We start from the raw sequence: 19,282 nt of genomic DNA on the forward strand, positions 1-19,282 counted from the left end.
CTCTAACTGTTTCACTTCCCATATTATGCTTCACAAGAATAATAAAGTTTGTTCAATTTTTTTCCAAAACTATGTATTTTTTTTGAACAGTATATAATGTCCTCGACATCATTTTACAAAATCAACCGCTACTTTGTCATGTTTTTCTCAAAAAAGAAGAAAAATTGACAAAAATAAAATAGGAAAGTGACATTCACTCTCCTATTTTATTTCTCTATGCATATGAATGTAAACCCGCGATAATTAAATTTACTACAATAAAGTTGAACATAATGATTGCAAAACCAATTACCGCTAACCACGCTGACTTCTCTCCGTGCCATCCTTTTGATAGGCGTAAATGTAATACCGCAGCATAAAAGAGCCAAGTAATAAGCGCCCAAACCTCTTTTGGATCCCAGCCCCAAAAACGTGTCCAAGCTATTTGTGCCCAAATCATCGCAAAAATTAATGCACCTAATGTAAAAACTGGGAATCCAATTGCAATAGAACGATATCCGATTTCATCTAGTAAATCACTATTCGTATTCTTTACTAGCGGTTGAAGTGCTGCTGATACTCGTTTCCTTAAAACAAGTCTTAATACAATATAAAGTAATGTTCCAACTAACACTGACCAAATTACAGTATTTAATTTTTTTGCATTTACAATCGCTGGAACTTCAACTGTCGGTTCTAATTTATTTTCTGTCAGCAACTTCCCTTCATGCGGTCCAACTAAAGCCGGAAGATTGTACTTCATTTCCACTTGCTGTTCATTTTTATCAATCCATTGAAACTTCGCTTCATATTTCATACTAGAAAATACCGTTGTTACTCCAATAAATCCAACTGTACAAACAAGCGTGAACACTACTGTTTCTAACCAAAATGTACGTTTACTTTTCACTGATTGATCTACATTTTTCAATAAATACATAACGCCCGTAATAAAACTAATCGCTAAAATTGCTTGTCCTGCAGCCGCAGTCGTCACGTGAATATGTAACCAATTACTTTTCAAAGATGGAATAAGCGGCGATATTTCCCTCGGAAACATACTCGCGTAGGCAATTAATAAAATCGCAACTGGTAATGCAAAGAGTCCAATTATACTTACGCGGTACATAAAATACATGACAATAAATGCTCCGACTAGCATCATGCCGAAAAACGTACCGAATTCAAAAAAGTTACTAACTGGTGCATGTCCTGATGCAATCCATCTTGTAACAAAATATACTGTTTGTGCAATAAACCCTAAAATTGTAATCATTATTCCTACATTTGCCCATTTATGACCCTTTTCTTTAATTGCTCCCCCGAAAAATAGAGTTGCAATTAAATATAAAATAAATGCGGTAAAGAGAAAGTTACTACTTATTTGCACCATATCGTTTCCCCACCTTAACTAATTTTTTTATCAACTACTTTATCGTTTGGTTGCGGAATTGCTGTACCTTCTAGTACTCTTTCAATATCTTTCTTTAAACCGAACCAATTTTTATTCGTATGTCCTGCAATCCACCATTCATCATTAACGCGTTGTATCCAAATACGGCGATGATTCCAATACATTCCTTGAATGACACCAACCATAAATATAAATCCTCCAATACCGAGAATCCAAAGCGTTAAATCTTTCCTTACAGTAAGTGCTGTTGCATTTTGCATTTCAACACCTGCGAATGACATTTTATACTTATTGTTCCCATCAGGTTCTATATTTTGCTGAATACCAACAAAACTCACTTCACCATCTGGTGTTTCAGGCGTAAACATTTTAAAGACGAATGCAGGATTGTTTGGTAATTTCGTTTTTGTGTTCGGTCTTCCACTCTCGTCAAAATAAAAATCAGGAAAATAGCTTAATAGTTCTAGAGAATAACCATTTCCTAAATCATATTTTTCTGTAGGATTCGTTAAATCAACTTTAATTGGTCCCAACTTTTGATTGTTTTCTTTATTTTGCAAATGGAAGGACATGCTTTTAAATTCACTTTCTTTATAATCCACTTGATAAATAGCAAATTGATCAAATTTCAGCGGTTCATTCACTCGAATTTCCGCTTTTTTTACCTTTTCCAATTTCGGTTTTTGTCCTGCTATATTTTCGCCGACCGCTTTATATAATACAGCATTCGTTTGGAAGTTTTTCGCAATCATTTTATCACCTACACGGTCAATTGCTTCATCAAAAACTTCCTTGTCCTTACTTTTATCATAAACTTCCTTTATAAACTTCTCATTTTTCAAATAGTATTGGCCATTCGTCCCTGGTATTTCTTTCGTTTCACCATCGCGTAACCAAAGCGCTTCGTCTACGTACATACTCGGTAAAAACCGAAGCATTGCACCGAATAAAAAGATAATAAGACCGATATGATTCACATATGGACCCCAACGCGAGAAACGTCCCTTTTCTGCTAAAACGTTTCCCTCTTCCACTTTCACATTATAGTTCGTTTTCTTTAAATTCATTTGGATTCTTTCCAAATCACCATCTTGCGGTGTACCAATGCCGTATAATCTTTGTCTCTTTAAAAAGCTAGGGTGTCTTTTCACCCCTTGTTTTTTTAAAGCTTTATAAAGCGGAATAACACGATCTAAGCTACATATCACAAGCGAAATACCAATTGAAGCAATTAACATCATATACCACCATGAACCGTATAAATTATTAAATCCTAATTGATAGTATAATTGTCCTAAAAATCCGTATTCTTGTTTATAATATTCAGCTGGTGCAACCCCTGGAGTTATGTACATTTCTTGCGGAAAAATAGTTCCAATCGCTGATGCAGCTAAAGTGATCACAATGAGCCATACACCCACTTTTACAGAAGAGAAAAAGCTCCAAATTTTATCGACGATCGTTTTTGTTTGCGTGAGAGATCTACGAGCACTCCCCTCATAGCGCATATCCAATAGTTTTATATTTTCATTACTTTCAAATGGTTTCCCACAAGCTTCACAAAAAACAGTTCCTATCGGATTCACATGTCCACATTCACACTTAATTTCTTTCAACACTCTCACCGCCCCTGTATCTATATGTACCATTGTATATTCTAACCTCAAGTTACCGCAATACTCAGAATTTTTAAACCAGAGGCGCTATAGGCAAGCACCTCTTATGTAAAGGCTTTCTTTATTACGGAGTAATTTTCTTTAAATATCCTTCTAGCTGTTCTTTCGTTTGTTCACCTATAATTTGCTCCACTACGTTTCCATCTTTATCAATCAAAAAGCTTGTCGGTAACGGTCCTACTCCATATGTCCCTATGATTTTTGTTCCTTTATCAATAGCAACTGGAAATTTCAAATCATATTGTTTTACAAAGTTCTTAACAGCAATTTCTGTTTCATCTGCATCTAACGCAATAATTTCAACGCCTTTTTCTTTATACTTTGGATATAGTTCATTCATATAAGGCATTTCTTTCTCACAAGGTTTACACCAAGTGCCCCAAAAGTTTAAAAATACACCTTTTCCCTTTAAATCTTTTAATTCAATTTTCTTTCCTTCTAAATCCGTCACAACAAAGTTAGGTGCTTCTTTTCCAATTTGCATTTTCTCTTTATCAGCAAAAAAACCTTGATAAAGTGTAAATCCTACAGCACCGCTTAAAATGAGCAGAATAATAACGCGAAATAATAAGCGATTTTTTTTCATATTGTCTCCCCTCTCTTCGACGAGTGATGAATATATGTATTTTTAATAAATCACCAGCGGAACATTCCACTGGTGAAAGTTTCACAATATCGATTAGCGAGGCTTTGTAGAAGCCAATGCACGTAATTGTTTCACCTCATGTGGTGTCAATTCTCTTGCATCACCAGGTCTCAGGCTTCCTACTTCTAAGAAAGCATAGCGTTCACGCTTTAGTTTCACTACTTTACAATCTAAAGCTTCAAACATACGACGTACTTGACGGTTACGTCCTTCATGAATTGTTAATTGTACAATCGCCATTTCCTTACGCTTGTCCCAAGAAATAATCTTCACACGAGCTGGTGCTGTTTTTCCGTCTTCTAGTGCAACACCACGTTCTAACATGCGAATTTTCTCACCTGTTAGTGGACCTTTTATTTTTGCAACATATGTTTTTTCAACTTTATATCTAGGGTGCATTAATACGTTTGCAAAGTCCCCATCGTTTGTCATTAATAATACGCCAGACGTATCATAATCTAAGCGTCCGATTGGGAATAAACGTTGTGTAATCTCTGGGAAAAAGTCTGTTACAACATTTCTTCCTTTATCATCTGATACACTTGAAATTACGCCAGTTGGTTTATATAGTAAAAAATAAACAGGTTCTTCTTTTTCAAGAGGGATGTTATTTACTTCTACTTTATCTTGAGGAGTTACTTTCGTTCCTAACTCCTTCACTATTTTTCCATTAACTTTCACTTTTCCTTGCTGAATTAATTCCTCAGCCTTTCTTCTCGATGCAATACCTGCTTGCGCAATCACTTTTTGTAATCGTTCCATTTCTTTTTTTCACCTCGAATTTATCTTACCTTACATTAGAAAGACTTGGCAACCGCATACGCTTGACGGCTTTTCGCTTCATCTTACTTAAACAACATAGCGATGATAATAAACATATAAAGGTCAAATCATGTTTTTACCTTTTATTATTGTCCATTTTTTTCATATTTCTCACAATAAAAGTTCATCATTTTGTCAAAAATACCGCATAAAAAAACCACTATTAAGCAGCACCTTAATAGTGGTCGTATACATATTATAAGCGAAATAGCATAAAAAATGAATAGTATTACTTAAACATTAAAGAAACAAACACAATTGAACAAATAATTCCAATCAAATCGGCAAAAAGTCCTACTTTTAATGCATCTCCCATTTTTCTAATTCCAACAGCTCCAAAGTATACTGTTAAAATGTAAAAAGTCGTATCTGTACTCCCTTGCATCGTAGAAGCCAATCTTCCAATAAACGAGTCTGGCCCATATGTGGCAATTAAATCGGTCGTTATACTTAAACCAGCAGAGCCTGAAATAGGGCGTATAAGTGCTAGTGGAACAATTTCTGCTGGGACATGAATTAAATCTAATATCGGCTTCATTACTGATATCATTGCATCTAATGCACCTGAAGCCCGAAATATAGAAATAGATACGAGCATTCCAACCATAAACGGTAAAATAGAGATCGCAATTTGAATCCCTTCTTTTCCTCCCTCAACGAAAGATTCATACGTCGGAACTTTCTTTATCGTTCCATATAAAAGGATAAAACCGATTACACAAGGGATTACCCATAATGATATCGTATTGACAATACTCATTTTTTCCGCCCCTTCCTACTCCTTCTTCGGTAAAAATAGCGATCAATCCAAATCGCTCCGATCATAGAGAGTACTTGTGCAATGAATGTTACCCCAACAATTTCAGTAGGATTCGCTGATTCATACGTCATTCGAATCGAAATGACAGTAGTAGGAATTAAAGTAATCGCTGATGTATTTAACGCGAGAAAAGTCACCATAGAACGGCTCGCCGAATCCTTCCCTCCGTTTAACTCTTTCAATTGTTCCATCGCTTTAATACCAAGAGGGGTCGCTGCATTACCTAATCCAAAAAAGTTTGCCATCATATTCGATAAAATAAATCCCATTGACGGATGATCTTTCGGTATTTCTGGAAACAACCTTTTTACTATCGGCATAAAAAGTGACACTAACTTTTTTAGCAATCCTGCTTCCTCTGCAATTTTCATTAAGCCGAGCCAAAATACTAAAACACTAATAAGTCCTATACAAATTGTTACTGCATCTTTTGCCCCGTCAAATACGGCTTTATTTATTGCTTCCATCGTTCCATTTATCATGGCATATACAATCCCTATGACCGCCATCGCTACCCATACGAGATTAACCATCGCTCCCAACACCTATCATATGAGAAAAAATTTCTTTCACATTATTCCAGTACATTCCCGTTGTAGCTACTAACTTTCGTTTACTATAAAATAAATTCCGTTCTCCAACTTTCTCATTGCCAACATAAATTTCTGTCTTTCCAACCTTTACGCCATCTTTAAGTTTTGCACTTTTATCGAGTTCAACTTTTAATACGACATTCTTTCTTTCCTGCTCAGTTAAAGGCACCGCAAAATTATTTTTCGTGTAAACATGATTGGCATATTTCTTTTCAGTAATTTCAGCAAGAGCTCCTTGTCCTACAACGTTCGTTTGCTTGAAACGATCAAAACCTTTATCAAATAAATTCATATGATCATCCCAATCACTAGAAGCGCTCAAAGTTACGACAATTAAATCTAGTCCATCTTTTGTTGCTGTTGTAACAAGCGTCCGTCCTGCTTTCTTCGTAAATCCTGTTTTTCCTCCTGTTGCAAATTCATAATAAGACGTCACAAGTTTATGTTTGTTTTTCCACGGATAATCCCACGAATCTGATTTATACGTTTTTGTCCCAAAAATCTTCTTAAAGGTTTCGTTCCCCATTGCATACTTCGTTAAAAGTGCCATATCATAGGCCGACGAATAATGGGATCCATCTCCATCCAAACCATGTGGGTTTGAAAAGTGAGTATCTTTCATTCCAATTTGTTTCGCCTTTTCATTCATTAAATATACAAACCCTTCTATACTCCCTCCTACATTTTCAGCAATTACTTGTGCTGCATCATTACCAGATCTAAGCATGAGTCCGTATACTAAATCCTCTAACTTTACTTTCTGTCCAGGCTTCAAATAAATTGCTGATCCTTCTACTCTCACTGCTTCATTACTAACCGAGACCATTTCTTTCATTTTTCCTGATTCAGCAGCTAACAAGGCAGTCATAATTTTTGTTATACTAGCAATTTTTTGCGGCTCATGTTCTGCTTTTCCGTATAATACACGTCCAGAATGTTGCTCCATTAATACAGCATTACGAGCACTGACATTGCTGTTCATCTTTGCATATGTAGGAATTGGCATAACGCTTACATACATAATAAGAAGCGTAATGATTACACAAATTCGTCTCATATTTCCCCCCACGTCCTTTTGGCACTTTTTGTACAAGTGTATGCTTGGCCTTTTAAAATATGAACGAAATCTCCTTCTCTTCTCAATAAAGCAAAACTTTAATTAGTTAGGGATTTTCTCATCTTCCACTGATTAATAGTCCTTAATATTCGGGCGTTTACAGGATAAAAAAGACGCATACAATATGCGTCTAATACGGTGTCCATTCAATTTGTTTTGCACTTACAAATCTTTTTTCTACATCAGGCCAATTTACAACATGCCACCAGTTTTTAATATATTCATCTTTACGATTTTGATATTGTAAATAATACGCATGTTCCCACACGTCTAGTACAAGGAGCGGTATCGTATCCCATTGTGTAAATAATTGATGAAGTGTACTCTGCAAAATTTCTAACCTTCCAGATCGTGGCACCCAAACGAGAATCGCCCATCCTGACCCTTCCACTTTAGAAGCTGCTTCAGTAAAATGTTTTTGAAAACGTAAAAAGCTCCCAAAATCTTGTTCAATCTGTTGTGAAAAAGCCCCCCTTGGACTTCCGCCACCATCTTTTTTCATGTTATTCCAAAATATTGTGTGCAGGTAATGACCCGATCCATGAAAAGCCGCTTCTCTTTCCCAATGCTTAATCAAATCAAATTGATTCGTTTTTCTCGCTTCTTCCATCTTCTTCTCCGCTTTATTTAACCCTTCTACGTAACTACGATGATGTTTATCATGGTGTAACATCATAATTTCTCTAGAAATATACGGTTCTAACGCATTATATGGATACGGTAATGGCGGAAGTGTATGCCCTCCAATTGGAACAGCTCGTTCACTATCCCCTCTTTCATATAATTCATATTCCTCTTCACCCTGTACAAATACTTCCTGCAAATGATGCTGAATATGTTCTACATCATCACTTATTTCATACATAAACTCTGCATCTGTGTCGTACTCATGTTCTTTCATACGGTCTAATAACGTTTGAATTTTATAAGCAAGCATATGGACATCATACACTTCCATTGCACGGCTATCTAATACGTGAAGAACACTTTCACACCAGCTTTCTACTTCATGAAAGTAATCTGTAAATACACCTTGCTGACTCATGTTACACCTCCTTAATGCTATCCCCTTAAATATATTCAAAGGAAATCCCTTATATAACTGTACAAAAGGAAAAGAAGCTAAGTCCCCTTAGCTTCTTTTTCGCAATTAATATTTGTGTAACATCTTTGTTTGGTAATCCGTCTCATAATATTCTAGTTCTTCACGCATCAATTGAAATTTACCTTCTAAATTCTTCATTACTTGCTCTATAGATGCAGGTGGCGTTTGTTGAAACACGATGGAGTTTTTCCCTGTATAGGCAGACCGACTATTTTCATACCAATGATCACTCTTTGGTGAAAAAAACTCTGCAATTACTTGATGATAAATTTTATATAAAATTTTTTCAGCTGCTGTTTTTCGAAATGGCTGGCTATTCAACAAAACAAAACATGCATCATGTCCTTCTTCACAAAAAACAAGAAGACGCCTTATTGATGCTAATAACCCTTTATAATATTGCTCGTTCCCTGCCGGTGCCTCTTCTAATAAAGAAGGCAACGTATGATAATTTACATAATTGGTTATCAAAGTAATAACATCTTCTAAAAACATAGAAACTTGTTCTGTTTGATTTTCAACCATCAGATTAGACATTTTTTCCCTCTCCTTTGCCATTTCACGCTATTTCTACTCTTTTATTTTTATGTAATTCAGCCAATATTTCTTGTACTTTCACCACTGTTCCCTCATCAAAATATTGTCGGAATTCTTCTATAGTATTTAAATATAAGCGTTTTCGCATGCGATGCTCATTCTCTTTCACTAAACAACATATCGCTACAATATCCCGCAAATATATGTCTTGTTCTTCTACTTTACATACTGGATTTCCTTCAAAAGGAGTAATTTCTAGTAAAACTTCTTCAAAATATCGAACGTATAAAACAGAAAAAGTTCTCTCTTTATCATTTAATATATATGTCACTTCAGATCTATTAAAAAAATCTTCTGATGTATTAGGTTTTGCTTTCTCTAACTCATATCCCGCATAACCTATTATAATCATCTACTTCCCCTCTCTTCCTTCTTTCATTTCATTTTAACTTAATTTTCTGACAAACGAAATACTCTTTCAAATATAATCCTTATAAAAAATAGCTTCCCCATACAGGAATTTACCTTTTTATTTTTCTTGAAGTTTGTCATAATAATATTATTGTCTCAGTTTTCTTATACAAGGAGAGTTGTATTTATGTCGTTTTCATGGAAACGTTTCTTACAAATCGGGAAAATTATCTTCCCATTTGTTGTATTAACAATTGTATTCTTTCAAGCAAAAAAAGAATTAGCAGGCATTTCTTTTTTAGAAGCAATCGATACAATTAAAAACATTCCCACCGGAGGAGTCTTTTTAGCAATTACACTTGGCGCATTTGCCGTATCGACAATGTTCTTTTATGACTATGTTATGCTTCGTTATTTAAAAGCTGATATACCAGTCCAAAAGATTTTCCGCATCTCATGGATTGCTAATACTTTAAATGGCTTTATCGGATTTGGTGGTCTCGTTGGAGCTGGTGTACGCACAATGCTTTATCGTCCATACATAAAAGAAAATGGCAAACTTATTAAAAGTATCGCCTGGATGACAACTGCTTTTATTAACGGATTAGCCATTCTCTCATTCCTCGGCCTGATTGGAATATTAGACACAAGTTTTATTTTGCATGAAAAACCGTGGCTATGGCCTGTTCTTATCTTTTTCGCTCTTTTCGTCCCTATATATATTGGCTTTTCTAAACTAAAAAATAGAAAAACAAAGCAAACTGAAGGACAAGAAGAAGAAGGAGAAGAGAAAAACCCAACTGTTTTATACTCATTAGTTTCATTAGTTGAGTGGGTATCTGCTGGTATTGTTATGTACGTCATATTAATATTATTTGGTATCGACATCGAATTTCAAAAGTTTTTAGGTGTGTATGTAATCGCTGCTTTAGCTGGCGTTGTTAGTCTTGTGCCTGGTGGACTTGGTTCATTTGATCTTGTTTTTTTAACTGGACTCGGACAGTACGGCATTGATACAGGTGTATTACTACCTGCTATGTTATTATATCGCCTCGTCTATTACATTTTACCTTTCTGCCTTGGCCTTATTTTTGCAGCTTTTGAAATGACAGGTGTAGCCATTAAAAAGTTTGAAGATAAACCTTTTATTGCGCCTGCATTAGAAACAACTGGTGTTATATGGACTTTGCAGCGTGACTTTCTAGGAAAGCTTGGTTCATGGGCATCTGCTGCTTTAACAGTATTTGCTGGACTAATGGTTATTTTATCGACCATTCTACCGACAAGTATAAACAGAGCACACGCCTTACATATTCTAGCTCCAAAACATCTTATTCAATTTTCTTTTAGCTTATCACTAACATTCGGTATTCTCCTCCTAATCCTTTCACGTGGGATATATTATGGAACAAAACGCTCTTATTATATGACGATTGTTTCTTTAATTGGAGCGGCTATCTTTAATACACTAAAAGGAATTGATATTGAAGAAACGTTTATTTTATTAATCGTACTCGCGGTATTATATATGCTTCGAAAAAGATTTGTGCGCGAGAAAATGGAAGTCTCACTTTCTGATATGGTAAAAGTTTTTATATTCTTACTTGTAACGTTATATTTATATAAAAACTTAGGTATTTTATTTGCAGGTGCAAAAGAAGCTTTCAAACCTGATTTTGTCGTTCGTAATATTACGCAAGTGAAACGAAGTGCATTAGCAGCTGCCTTTTTCGTTCCTACCTTTTTACTGATTGGCTCACTCATTGCCAATCGTTATCGAAATGAATTTCCCGGGCAACCAGCTAATGACAAAAGGTTACAAAACTTTTTAGATGAACATAATGGAAATGTACTTAGTCATTTAGGATTTTTGGGTGATAAGCAATTCTTCTTCAGTAGTGACGGGAAAGCACTCCTTCTCTTCTCCATAACTGGAAAACGTCTTGTTGTATTAGGCGATCCAATTGGTGACCCGTCCTCCTATCGTACTGTGTTACAAGAGTTTTTAGCTGAAGCTGATCGATTTGGATACATTTGTGTATTTTATCAAATCGAAAGTAAATGGATGAGTTTATATCATGATTTTGGTTATAACTTCTTTAAACTTGGTGAAGAAGCTGTCGTTGATTTAAATACATTTACAATAACAGGAAAGAAACGTGCTGGTATGCGAGCGACTTTCAATCGTTTTGAAAGAGAAGGCTATACATTCTCTATTCATCAGCCGCCATTCTCAGACGAGTTATTTGAAGAGTTACGGAAAGTTTCTGATGCATGGCTCGGTGGAAAAAAAGAGAAAGGTTTTTCACTCGGATACTTCGATCGTGAATATATTAGCCGTGCTCCTATCGCTACATTATCTGATGCGGATGGAAAGATTATCGCATTCACAACCTTTATGCCCGTATATCAAGACGGATCATTATCTGTTGATTTAATGCGATATTATCCAGATGCACCTAGCGGCATTATGGATGCAATTTTCATCCACTTATTCCAGTGGGCAAAAGAAAATGAATATCATTCCTTTAATATTGGTATGGCACCACTTTCAAATGTAGGTTTATCAACACAATCTTTCTGGTCTGAACGGGTTGCTGCTGCCATCTTTAATAATGTTCGATATACGTATAGTTTCAGCGGGTTACGACATTTTAAAGAAAAATATAAACCAGCATGGAGCGGTAAATATTTGGCATTTAGAAAGAATCATTCTTTACCACTTACAATGCTCTCTGTTACAAAATTAATAGGAAAAAGAAAAAACAGCTAAAGATCTAGCTGTTTTTTCTTTTTTGAACTTGTACAATAAATTCTTTTTCATATTTCTTACCATTTATATAGAAATCCCCCCATATTTTATACGTTCCTTCACTAGGAAATGTAATACGATATTGTAATTGCTCATCTGTATCAACAGGTATTGCGTATAAAAAATTTTCCCTCGTTTCGTCCACGATATAGAGCGCCTCTACTTCTCCCCTCTCTGAATGTAATTTCAATTTTTCACCCTTTTTCGCTTGGAATTGAAATGTTAACGTCGCTGGTTCATTTGGATGCAAGGCACCAAATAAAAGAGAAACTTCATACTCCCCTATTTTTTTTGTAAGTACACTATCGATTGGAAATTTTACTTTTTTCTTATTTTTCTCGTCCATTTCTTTCCCAAAATCTTTCTTCGCAAATGATTGCACAGACTTATTTTTGTCTTCATATAAAAATATTGTATACCCTTCATCTTTCGCTATTTTAGAAGATACCTTATATGATCCATTCCCTGCGAATGTAGGTTTCATTTGTTGTACATGTTTTAATTGTCCGTCTACAATAATTGCCCGAATTTGATCATTCACACCACGAACTTCATTATTTTTATTATTTAATAATTGAAACGAAATATTTACCTTCTCATTTCCTTTTCCATTTGACACATCCCATTTTACTTCCTGAACATCACCTACAGTCTCTGTAGTTTCCTGATACTTTTTTATGTAAAATCCTCCTACTACAATAAATAGTAAAGCAACAAGTCCAATGACAAGATTTTTCAAAACATCACCTACCATATTTATTGTCTCTGTTCATACAAAACTTCTTACATATATATTCTAGATTATGATTTATGAAATCCTCCTGCTTTGCACATATTATAAATAATAAAAAGATTTTAATTGAAAGGATTCGTAGTGTATAATGCAAATGATATTGATTTCTATCAATACATTATAAGGAGGACTTTTCATGAGTGTACATATCGAAGCAAAACAAGGCGAAATTGCTGAATCTATTCTATTACCAGGTGATCCATTACGTGCAAAATATATTGCTGAAACATTTCTAGAGGACGTTACTTGCTATAATAACGTGCGTGGTATGTTAGGTTTCACTGGAACTTATAAAGGAAAACGTGTATCTGTTCAAGGTACAGGTATGGGTGTTCCTTCTATTTCTATTTATGTAAACGAATTGATCCAAAGCTACGGAGTTAAAAATTTAATTCGCGTTGGAACTTGCGGTGCCATTCAAAAAGACGTAAAAGTACGTGACGTTATTATTGCAATGACAGCTTGTACGGATTCTAATATGAACCGTTTAACATTCCCTGGTTTTGATTTTGCACCAGCTGCAAACTTCGACCTTTTAAAGAAAGCTTACGATGCTGGAACTGAAAAAGGCTTACACGTTCGTGTTGGTAACGTTTTAACAGCAGATGTATTTTACCGTGAAAGCATGGACATGGTTAAAAAACTTGGAGATTACGGTGTACTAGCAGTAGAAATGGAAACAACTGCTCTTTACACATTAGCAGCGAAATACGGTGTAAATGCGTTATCTGTATTAACAGTAAGCGATCATATCTTCACTGGTGAGGAAACTACATCAGAAGAGCGTCAAACTACATTTAACGAAATGATTGAAATCGCTTTAGATGCAGCAATTCAACAATAATACATTAAAGAACTCGTCATACGTCTGTCGAGTTCTTTTTATGTGACTTTTTATTAAAAACTACTTTCGGAAGAGACAGATTTTCTCCTCTACTTTTTTGTAACGTTTGTTATAATAAAGTAATCATTTACAGTATTTCTCACAAGAGGTGACGCAGTGAAAAACAGAAGTATCGTCTTTAAACTATTTTTATTAACATCAACATTATTTACAATCATATTCCTCCTTTTTTTCCTAGGACAATCTCTATTTTTAGAGAAATTTTATATTAATAAAAAAGTAAAAACAGTTCAAACTGCTTTTGAGAAGTTCGTAGATACGTACGAAAAAAGTGGGAAAAGTTATGAAGAAATTCGAAAACTAAAACAAGAATTTCATGATAAAACAAATGCTGACATGCAATTTTTAAATACGAATGGCATTATTAAAAGCGACAACAATTACTACATTGATGTATTTAACCCTAAAAATAATGAAACATATTCCATTCCGCTCAATAATCTTTTAACACCCGAAGAATATAAGAAATTCGAAAACTTAGGATTGAAAAAAGACGATGTGATAAACGTCGTCGGTTTGCTACAAAACAAAACAATAACACCAATAAAATTGACAACAAATTATAATCGATGGCAAAACGAATATACCAATTCAGATTTTTCATCTATTAATGGTAACCCTTCTAAAAATAGACTTACAAACCGATACAAAACTGTTACTCAAATTGAGTTTACTGGTACTATATCTAAGTTACAGCTTCCATCGAAAGCCGAGGTTCGTCTTGCAAATGATATTGAAACATTACAAGCCGTTCAATATTTTGCAGAGCTTATTAGAAATGGCACTGCTAACTCGCAGCAATTAAACACTTATATAATAGATAGCGGAGAGAATATAAAGAATAGTATCTTTGTAAAACCTATTATCGAAAATGGAGAGATTAAAGAATATGCTTTTGCGATAGCATCCTTGCAACCTGTTAATGAAGCGATGCTCGTTTTGAAAGATTATTATGTCTATGCCTTAATCATCGTATTTCTCGTAATTATTTTGTTATCCTTCTACTACTCAAAAATCATTGTGAAACCATTAATTAAAATTAATCGCGTTACAAAGAAAATGGCCAATTTTGATTTTAGCGAGAAATTACCTGTAACAGCAGATGATGAAATTGGCGGACTTTCCGGTAGTATTAATACGTTGTCTGTAAATTTAAAAGATCGAATCGATCGATTAAATGTTGCCAATACAAAATTACAACAAGATATTGAACGTGAACGTCAATTAGAGAAAACGCGAAAAGAATTCATTTCTGGTGTATCACACGAATTAAAAACACCGCTCAGTGTAATTAGAAGTTTCGCAGAAGGAATTAAAGATGGTGTTAGTAAAGATACGACGTATTACACAGATGTTATTTTAGAAGAAACAGAAAACATGAACAGACTTATTGTTGAAATGTTAGAATTAGCAAAATTAGAATCAGGTACGTACAAACTAGATATGACGACATTTTCAATCGGTGAATTAATTCAACAAGTCTATACAAAGTTATTATTTAGCATGGAGGAAAAACATTTACAAGTGAATATAGATGTAGACCCTTCTATATTTGTGAAAGCGAATCGTAGTCGTATTGAGCAAGTGGTTGTGAACTTACTTAGCAATGCAATTCGCTATACGCCAGATGGAGAAAAAATACAAGTCTCGGTTATGGCAATGGAAGATACAGTAAAAGTCGAAATCGAAAACACAGGAAACCCTATTCCAGAAGAAAGTCTTGAAAAAATTTGGGATCGTTTCTACCGTTTAGATGCATCTCGTAGCCGTCATACTGGTGGTACTGGTCTCGGTTTATCTATTGTAAAAAACATTTTAGATCTCCACCATGCCGAATACGGCGTATATAACACGACTAATAGTGTTATATTCTACTTTAATTTACAAAAAGTAAAAGAAGTCAAATAATTTGTCTTAATTTCACTAGGAGTTCACATGAAATTCACACTCTCCCTTTATAGTAAGAAACAAGTTAATCCTTTCCTTTACACATATAAAAGAGGAGAGTGCGTGAAATGAAACAAGCAGGACAACCTATTCAAAATGAAAAACAATTAGAAACTATCAAAAATATACTTTTACAATCTTCGAAACGTGATGGCTTATTATTCGTATTAGCTGTAAATTCTGGCTTAAAAGTAAGTGAAATCTTACAATTAAAAGTTAGTGATGTAATCGATGAAAATGAAAATGTTCGCCATTCCATTTTATTTTACAATGAAAAAGTAAAGAAACATAAATGGTTTGCTGTAAATGAAGACTTACAGCACGCGATCGAAGACTACATGAAAGAACGTAAAACTTGGAAACGTAATGAACCGTTATTAAAGTCTCAAAAGGGAACAAAATCTATTACGAGACAACATGCATGGTACATTTTAAACAAAGCTGCAAAAGAAGTTGGATTAGAAGGGATTAGCTCACATACACTTCGAAAAACTTGGGGATATTGTGCATACAAATCAGGTGTTGATATCGCATTTTTACAACACTTCTTTGACCATAGTACTCCATCTAAAACTTTAAAGTATATCGGTATTGCTTAATAACTCTTATACATAAAAAAGGTTACCATTTATAAATGGTAACCTTTTTTATGTTTCACACTCTCTTTGCTTGTCTCTCCTATATTGTAGTGGTACTCTAATAGTAAGGGGGAGAAATTATGAACACATTAACAATTGAATTACCGAAAGAAACGGCTGAAAAACTTGATTTATTAAAACAAGCTTATGAAAAGAAAACAGGTGCTTCTATTTCTGAAAGTACTCTTGTTCAAACACTTATCTCAAAAGAATTTATCCAAGCGATAACTCCTTTTGATTTACAACAATTCGTCACTGGAAAAGAACAGCATTAATTGCTGTTCTTTTTTTATACTTTATCAGGGGGCTGCTGGAAATCTACCTCGAAACAATTCTTTACTTCAGCCAAACTTCTATTAGGGATCTCCCTACCGTTACTATCTCATAAAAAGTTTTTTATTTATTTTTCGGAAAACTATTGACAATGATAATGATAACCATTATCATTTATTACGAAGCCAACAATTGATGAATCAACCAAACGCTCAGTAACATTGTTACCCCTCTTTTTCATATAGAAAGGCACTGTACATTCCCCCTGTTTGTACAGTGCCTTTCTTGTTTATTATCATTCAAACAAATTTAATTGCTCAGGCTTTGGCTCACCATATGTAATGTTCATCATTTTCATAAGCTGTTTCGCATTATCAGCTGCATCTCCGCCTGAATTATTATTAAATAGTATATATATGTCCTTTGTCTTCTTTTTTAATTGTTCTAGTCTTTCTACCCATTCTTCTAATTCTTTATTATTGTAGCGATATAAACAGCGAACCGCTCTCCAATTTTCTCCTTTATCAAGCCACCCATGAACATTCCGGCCATGAAAACGTATTAACACCATCTCTGCATTCGTTACTTCTAATATGAGCGGTACCGAACCCATCCCTGCCTGTGGCTCATCACAAATTGTATGAATCCATTTCTCCTGTTCCAAAAACTGTAACGTCTTATCTCTCATTTCTGGATAAAACCATGTTTGATTTCGAAATTCTATCGCACACGGCAAACCTTCCATTTTTTCTTTCGTATATCGAAGAAAATCCACATTTTTCTTTTTACAATCAAACCATGGTGGATATTGAAATAAAATCGTTTTTAATTTATCAGCTTCTATTAAAGGAAGAATAGATTGTTTGTACACATCAAACATCTCATCAATCGTAGAAAAAGGGATTTTACCTTTCATATGTCCTGTCATTCCTTGATATGCTTTTACAATAAAAGAAAAATCTTTCGGTGTTTCCATTGCCCATTTTGTATAGTTTCGTGCAGGTTGCATCGCATAAAATGAACTATCCACTTCGACTATAGGAAAATACTCACTATATGTTCGTAATTTATTTCTATTTTCATAGGGGTCTATATATAAAGAATCATGATCTCCCCAGCCTGTCACTCCAATGAAAAGCAAAATATATTCCTCCCTTTTAACTTCACCTTCTATTCAGTCTACTCACTTCCTGAACACTTCGACCAATCAATTTCATTAAGTAGTCCCTTCTTTAAGAGTATCCGTATAAAAATATGATATACTAGATGGAAGAATTTTTAAATTGAGGGGTTATTTATTTATGCTTCCAAACGATGATATTGTATCTCACGAAAATCGAATAGAAGAACTAGAAAATAAAGTACGTTTTTATGAAGAACTTGTGAATCAATTACCACATCATTTCACATATAAAAATCCACATATTGGTTTACAAATAAAGAAAACAAGATCGACTCATTCCATTCAAAACATACAAAAAGAGAATAAAGAGGCTGATTTTCAACTTACTTGCGACTCACTATTTTTATTTAAACAACTTGAAACATACTTTGTTCATATTTTTGATGCTTTTTCACATCATGTAACCTTTGTTGATAATAAAGGAAATATAACTTTATGTAATCAAGCTGCAGCAGATGATTTTGGTGTAGTACGAAATGATATAATTGGAAAACCAATTCAACAATTACTAAAATTGCCTGAAGAAAAAATTAAAGCTCTTGAAACATTAAGAACGGGCACTGAAATATATAATGAAGAAGTTTTAGACAAAAACTATGGCATTTTAAATAACCGAATTATTCGTGATTATAACGGAGAGATTTTTAGAGTTATTAGTGTCTTTCATTATTTAAACACAGAACGTGATGCAGAAAAATTTTCGTTAGCAGGGCGAATCGCAGCTGGTATTGCACATGAAGTACGTAATCCTCTTACAACCGTACGAGGGTATTTACAATTTTTACAAGAAACTGTTTCTCCATCTAATAAAGAACTATTTAAAAACTTACTTATTCCTGAATTAGATCGCGCAAATAGTATCATTACAAAATTTTTATCTATTTCAAAAACACGTGAATTTAAAAGAGAACCCTTTCCAATTAATACATTTTTACGTGAGTATATTCAACAGTTACTAGCTAGCGAAGTCTTTTTACATAACATTTCAATTGATTATAATTTTTCTACCGAATTAGATGATATTTTAGTTCATATTGATCGTCATGAACTTGTGCAAGTTTTTTTAAACTTATTCCAAAACGCTGTCGATGCTCAAGGAGAAAAAAAACTTTCTATCCAAATCACTAGTTACCGCCTAGATAATTTTGTTCGTATTACTTTCACTGATAATGGGACTGGTATTCCACCAGCGATTCAAGAATATATCTTTGATCCATTCTTCTCAACAAAAGATTCCGGCACAGGTTTGGGCTTGTCAGTAACGAAAAAAATTATTCAAAATCATAACGGTACATTAAAAATGACTAGTAATGAAGATGGTACTACTTTTACTATTTCAATTCCAACCTTACCTAAAACAGCCCTTGAAAGATTAAATCAATACAAATAAAATCCAATCTACTAACTGCATGTCAATTGTTAAATCCCTCAACAATTGACATGCAGTTTTTTATGTTGAACTTTTCTTCTTTACATTATATAAAACCTTCTCTATATCTTATTTATTTTTTGTTAGATGGGCCAATTTCTTATTTTTTTAGAAATGGTAGTTTGTCCATCACGGATTTAGTATAAATTTCATTTTAATATATAGTAATGACTATTGATTCTA

Annotated in this window: 18 protein-coding genes; 6 read left to right on the forward strand and 12 right to left on the reverse strand. The window is 34.1% G+C overall.

The window, feature by feature from the left end:
* Positions 1-214: 214 nt before the first annotated feature.
* The 10 genes from resC to V7S50_RS04730 form a co-directional block, all read right to left on the reverse strand.
* Positions 215-1,372: a cytochrome c biogenesis protein ResC gene (resC, locus tag V7S50_RS04685; protein ID WP_242251173.1), complete on the reverse strand. Its 1,158-nt coding sequence runs from the start codon at positions 1,370-1,372 to the stop codon at positions 215-217.
* A 14-nt stretch (positions 1,373-1,386) separates the two neighbouring features.
* Positions 1,387-3,012 carry a cytochrome c biogenesis protein ResB gene (gene resB / locus V7S50_RS04690; protein ID WP_336375977.1) on the reverse strand — a complete coding sequence of 542 codons (1,626 nt, stop codon included), beginning with the start codon at positions 3,010-3,012 and terminating at the stop codon, positions 1,387-1,389.
* Positions 3,013-3,133: 121 nt separating this feature from the next.
* Complete coding sequence (gene resA, locus V7S50_RS04695; protein WP_063224408.1) at positions 3,134-3,655, reverse strand: thiol-disulfide oxidoreductase ResA; 522 nt, start codon at positions 3,653-3,655, stop codon at positions 3,134-3,136.
* Positions 3,656-3,748: 93 nt separating this feature from the next.
* Positions 3,749-4,477, reverse strand: coding sequence for a 23S rRNA pseudouridine(2605) synthase RluB (gene rluB, locus V7S50_RS04700; protein WP_063224409.1), 729 nt, complete (start codon positions 4,475-4,477; stop codon positions 3,749-3,751).
* A 289-nt stretch (positions 4,478-4,766) separates the two neighbouring features.
* Positions 4,767-5,297, reverse strand: coding sequence for a spore maturation protein SpmB (gene spmB, locus V7S50_RS04705; RefSeq protein WP_098557124.1), 531 nt, complete (start codon positions 5,295-5,297; stop codon positions 4,767-4,769).
* Positions 5,294-5,890 carry a spore maturation protein SpmA gene (gene spmA, locus V7S50_RS04710; protein WP_000247806.1) on the reverse strand — a complete coding sequence of 199 codons (597 nt, stop codon included), beginning with the start codon at positions 5,888-5,890 and terminating at the stop codon, positions 5,294-5,296. The genes spmB and spmA overlap by 4 nt, the downstream gene beginning before the upstream one ends.
* Positions 5,883-7,007, reverse strand: a complete 1,125-nt coding sequence (dacB, locus tag V7S50_RS04715; RefSeq protein ID WP_063224411.1) for a D-alanyl-D-alanine carboxypeptidase DacB — start codon at positions 7,005-7,007, stop codon at positions 5,883-5,885. The genes spmA and dacB overlap by 8 nt, the downstream gene beginning before the upstream one ends.
* Before the next feature lie 190 nt (positions 7,008-7,197).
* Entirely contained in the window at positions 7,198-8,112 is a 915-nt protein-coding gene (locus V7S50_RS04720; RefSeq protein ID WP_242251170.1) for a superoxide dismutase, read from the reverse strand.
* Between the two features lie 105 nt (positions 8,113-8,217).
* Positions 8,218-8,709, reverse strand: coding sequence for a YpuI family protein (locus V7S50_RS04725; RefSeq protein ID WP_063224413.1), 492 nt, complete (start codon positions 8,707-8,709; stop codon positions 8,218-8,220).
* Between the two features lie 22 nt (positions 8,710-8,731).
* Positions 8,732-9,121 carry a hypothetical protein gene (locus V7S50_RS04730; protein WP_063224414.1) on the reverse strand — a complete coding sequence of 130 codons (390 nt, stop codon included), beginning with the start codon at positions 9,119-9,121 and terminating at the stop codon, positions 8,732-8,734.
* A gap of 186 nt (positions 9,122-9,307) precedes the next feature.
* Between V7S50_RS04730 and mprF the strand changes: the two genes are divergently transcribed.
* Entirely contained in the window at positions 9,308-11,893 is a 2,586-nt protein-coding gene (mprF, locus tag V7S50_RS04735) for a bifunctional lysylphosphatidylglycerol flippase/synthetase MprF (RefSeq protein WP_242251168.1), read from the forward strand.
* A gap of 4 nt (positions 11,894-11,897) precedes the next feature.
* Here mprF and V7S50_RS04740 read toward each other — a convergent pair whose 3' ends face one another.
* On the reverse strand, positions 11,898-12,686 hold the full coding sequence (locus V7S50_RS04740; RefSeq protein ID WP_199677584.1) for a hypothetical protein: 789 nt from the start codon (positions 12,684-12,686) through the stop codon (positions 11,898-11,900).
* A 175-nt stretch (positions 12,687-12,861) separates the two neighbouring features.
* Between V7S50_RS04740 and deoD the strand changes: the two genes are divergently transcribed.
* From deoD to V7S50_RS04760, 4 genes are all read left to right on the forward strand, one after another.
* The gene (deoD, locus tag V7S50_RS04745; RefSeq protein ID WP_000110707.1) at positions 12,862-13,569 is read left to right on the forward strand and encodes a purine-nucleoside phosphorylase; all 708 of its coding nucleotides are present in this window, start codon (positions 12,862-12,864) and stop codon (positions 13,567-13,569) included.
* 156 nt (positions 13,570-13,725) lie between these two features.
* Positions 13,726-15,537 (forward strand): sensor histidine kinase, encoded by a 1,812-nt coding sequence (locus V7S50_RS04750; protein ID WP_063224417.1) that lies wholly within the window; start codon positions 13,726-13,728, stop codon positions 15,535-15,537.
* Positions 15,538-15,644: 107 nt separating this feature from the next.
* Entirely contained in the window at positions 15,645-16,175 is a 531-nt protein-coding gene (locus tag V7S50_RS04755) for a tyrosine-type recombinase/integrase (protein ID WP_000806236.1), read from the forward strand.
* A gap of 119 nt (positions 16,176-16,294) precedes the next feature.
* Positions 16,295-16,489 (forward strand): DUF3924 domain-containing protein, encoded by a 195-nt coding sequence (locus tag V7S50_RS04760; RefSeq protein WP_001094861.1) that lies wholly within the window; start codon positions 16,295-16,297, stop codon positions 16,487-16,489.
* 293 nt (positions 16,490-16,782) lie between these two features.
* Here V7S50_RS04760 and V7S50_RS04765 read toward each other — a convergent pair whose 3' ends face one another.
* Complete coding sequence (locus V7S50_RS04765) at positions 16,783-17,628, reverse strand: DUF72 domain-containing protein (RefSeq protein ID WP_242251167.1); 846 nt, start codon at positions 17,626-17,628, stop codon at positions 16,783-16,785.
* 160 nt (positions 17,629-17,788) lie between these two features.
* On the opposite strand from V7S50_RS04765, the gene V7S50_RS04770 reads away from it, so the two are divergent.
* Positions 17,789-19,060, forward strand: coding sequence for an ATP-binding protein (locus V7S50_RS04770; protein WP_242251166.1), 1,272 nt, complete (start codon positions 17,789-17,791; stop codon positions 19,058-19,060).
* The last annotated feature ends 222 nt before the right edge of the window (positions 19,061-19,282 follow it).

This window comes from Bacillus sp. CCNWLW194 (genome assembly GCF_037120585.1).
In the GTDB taxonomy this organism is placed as follows: Bacteria; Bacillota; Bacilli; order Bacillales; family Bacillaceae_G; genus Bacillus_A; species Bacillus_A basilensis.

What these genes read in the sequence shown, in the direction of transcription:
- resC (WP_242251173.1), bottom strand. Translation starts at nt 1,372, where the DNA reads ATGGTGCAAATAAGTAGTAACTTTCTCTTTACCGCATTTATTTTATAT.
- resA (WP_063224408.1), bottom strand. Translation starts at nt 3,655, where the DNA reads ATGAAAAAAAATCGCTTATTATTTCGCGTTATTATTCTGCTCATTTTA.
- rluB (WP_063224409.1), bottom strand. Translation starts at nt 4,477, where the DNA reads ATGGAACGATTACAAAAAGTGATTGCGCAAGCAGGTATTGCATCGAGA.
- spmB (WP_098557124.1), bottom strand. Translation starts at nt 5,297, where the DNA reads ATGAGTATTGTCAATACGATATCATTATGGGTAATCCCTTGTGTAATC.
- spmA (WP_000247806.1), bottom strand. Translation starts at nt 5,890, where the DNA reads ATGGTTAATCTCGTATGGGTAGCGATGGCGGTCATAGGGATTGTATAT.
- dacB (WP_063224411.1), bottom strand. Translation starts at nt 7,007, where the DNA reads ATGAGACGAATTTGTGTAATCATTACGCTTCTTATTATGTATGTAAGC.
- V7S50_RS04720 (WP_242251170.1), bottom strand. Translation starts at nt 8,112, where the DNA reads ATGAGTCAGCAAGGTGTATTTACAGATTACTTTCATGAAGTAGAAAGC.
- V7S50_RS04725 (WP_063224413.1), bottom strand. Translation starts at nt 8,709, where the DNA reads ATGTCTAATCTGATGGTTGAAAATCAAACAGAACAAGTTTCTATGTTT.
- V7S50_RS04730 (WP_063224414.1), bottom strand. Translation starts at nt 9,121, where the DNA reads ATGATTATAATAGGTTATGCGGGATATGAGTTAGAGAAAGCAAAACCT.
- mprF (WP_242251168.1), top strand. Translation starts at nt 9,308, where the DNA reads ATGTCGTTTTCATGGAAACGTTTCTTACAAATCGGGAAAATTATCTTC.
- V7S50_RS04740 (WP_199677584.1), bottom strand. Translation starts at nt 12,686, where the DNA reads ATGGTAGGTGATGTTTTGAAAAATCTTGTCATTGGACTTGTTGCTTTA.
- deoD (WP_000110707.1), top strand. Translation starts at nt 12,862, where the DNA reads ATGAGTGTACATATCGAAGCAAAACAAGGCGAAATTGCTGAATCTATT.
- V7S50_RS04755 (WP_000806236.1), top strand. Translation starts at nt 15,645, where the DNA reads ATGAAACAAGCAGGACAACCTATTCAAAATGAAAAACAATTAGAAACT.
- V7S50_RS04760 (WP_001094861.1), top strand. Translation starts at nt 16,295, where the DNA reads ATGAACACATTAACAATTGAATTACCGAAAGAAACGGCTGAAAAACTT.
- V7S50_RS04770 (WP_242251166.1), top strand. Translation starts at nt 17,789, where the DNA reads ATGCTTCCAAACGATGATATTGTATCTCACGAAAATCGAATAGAAGAA.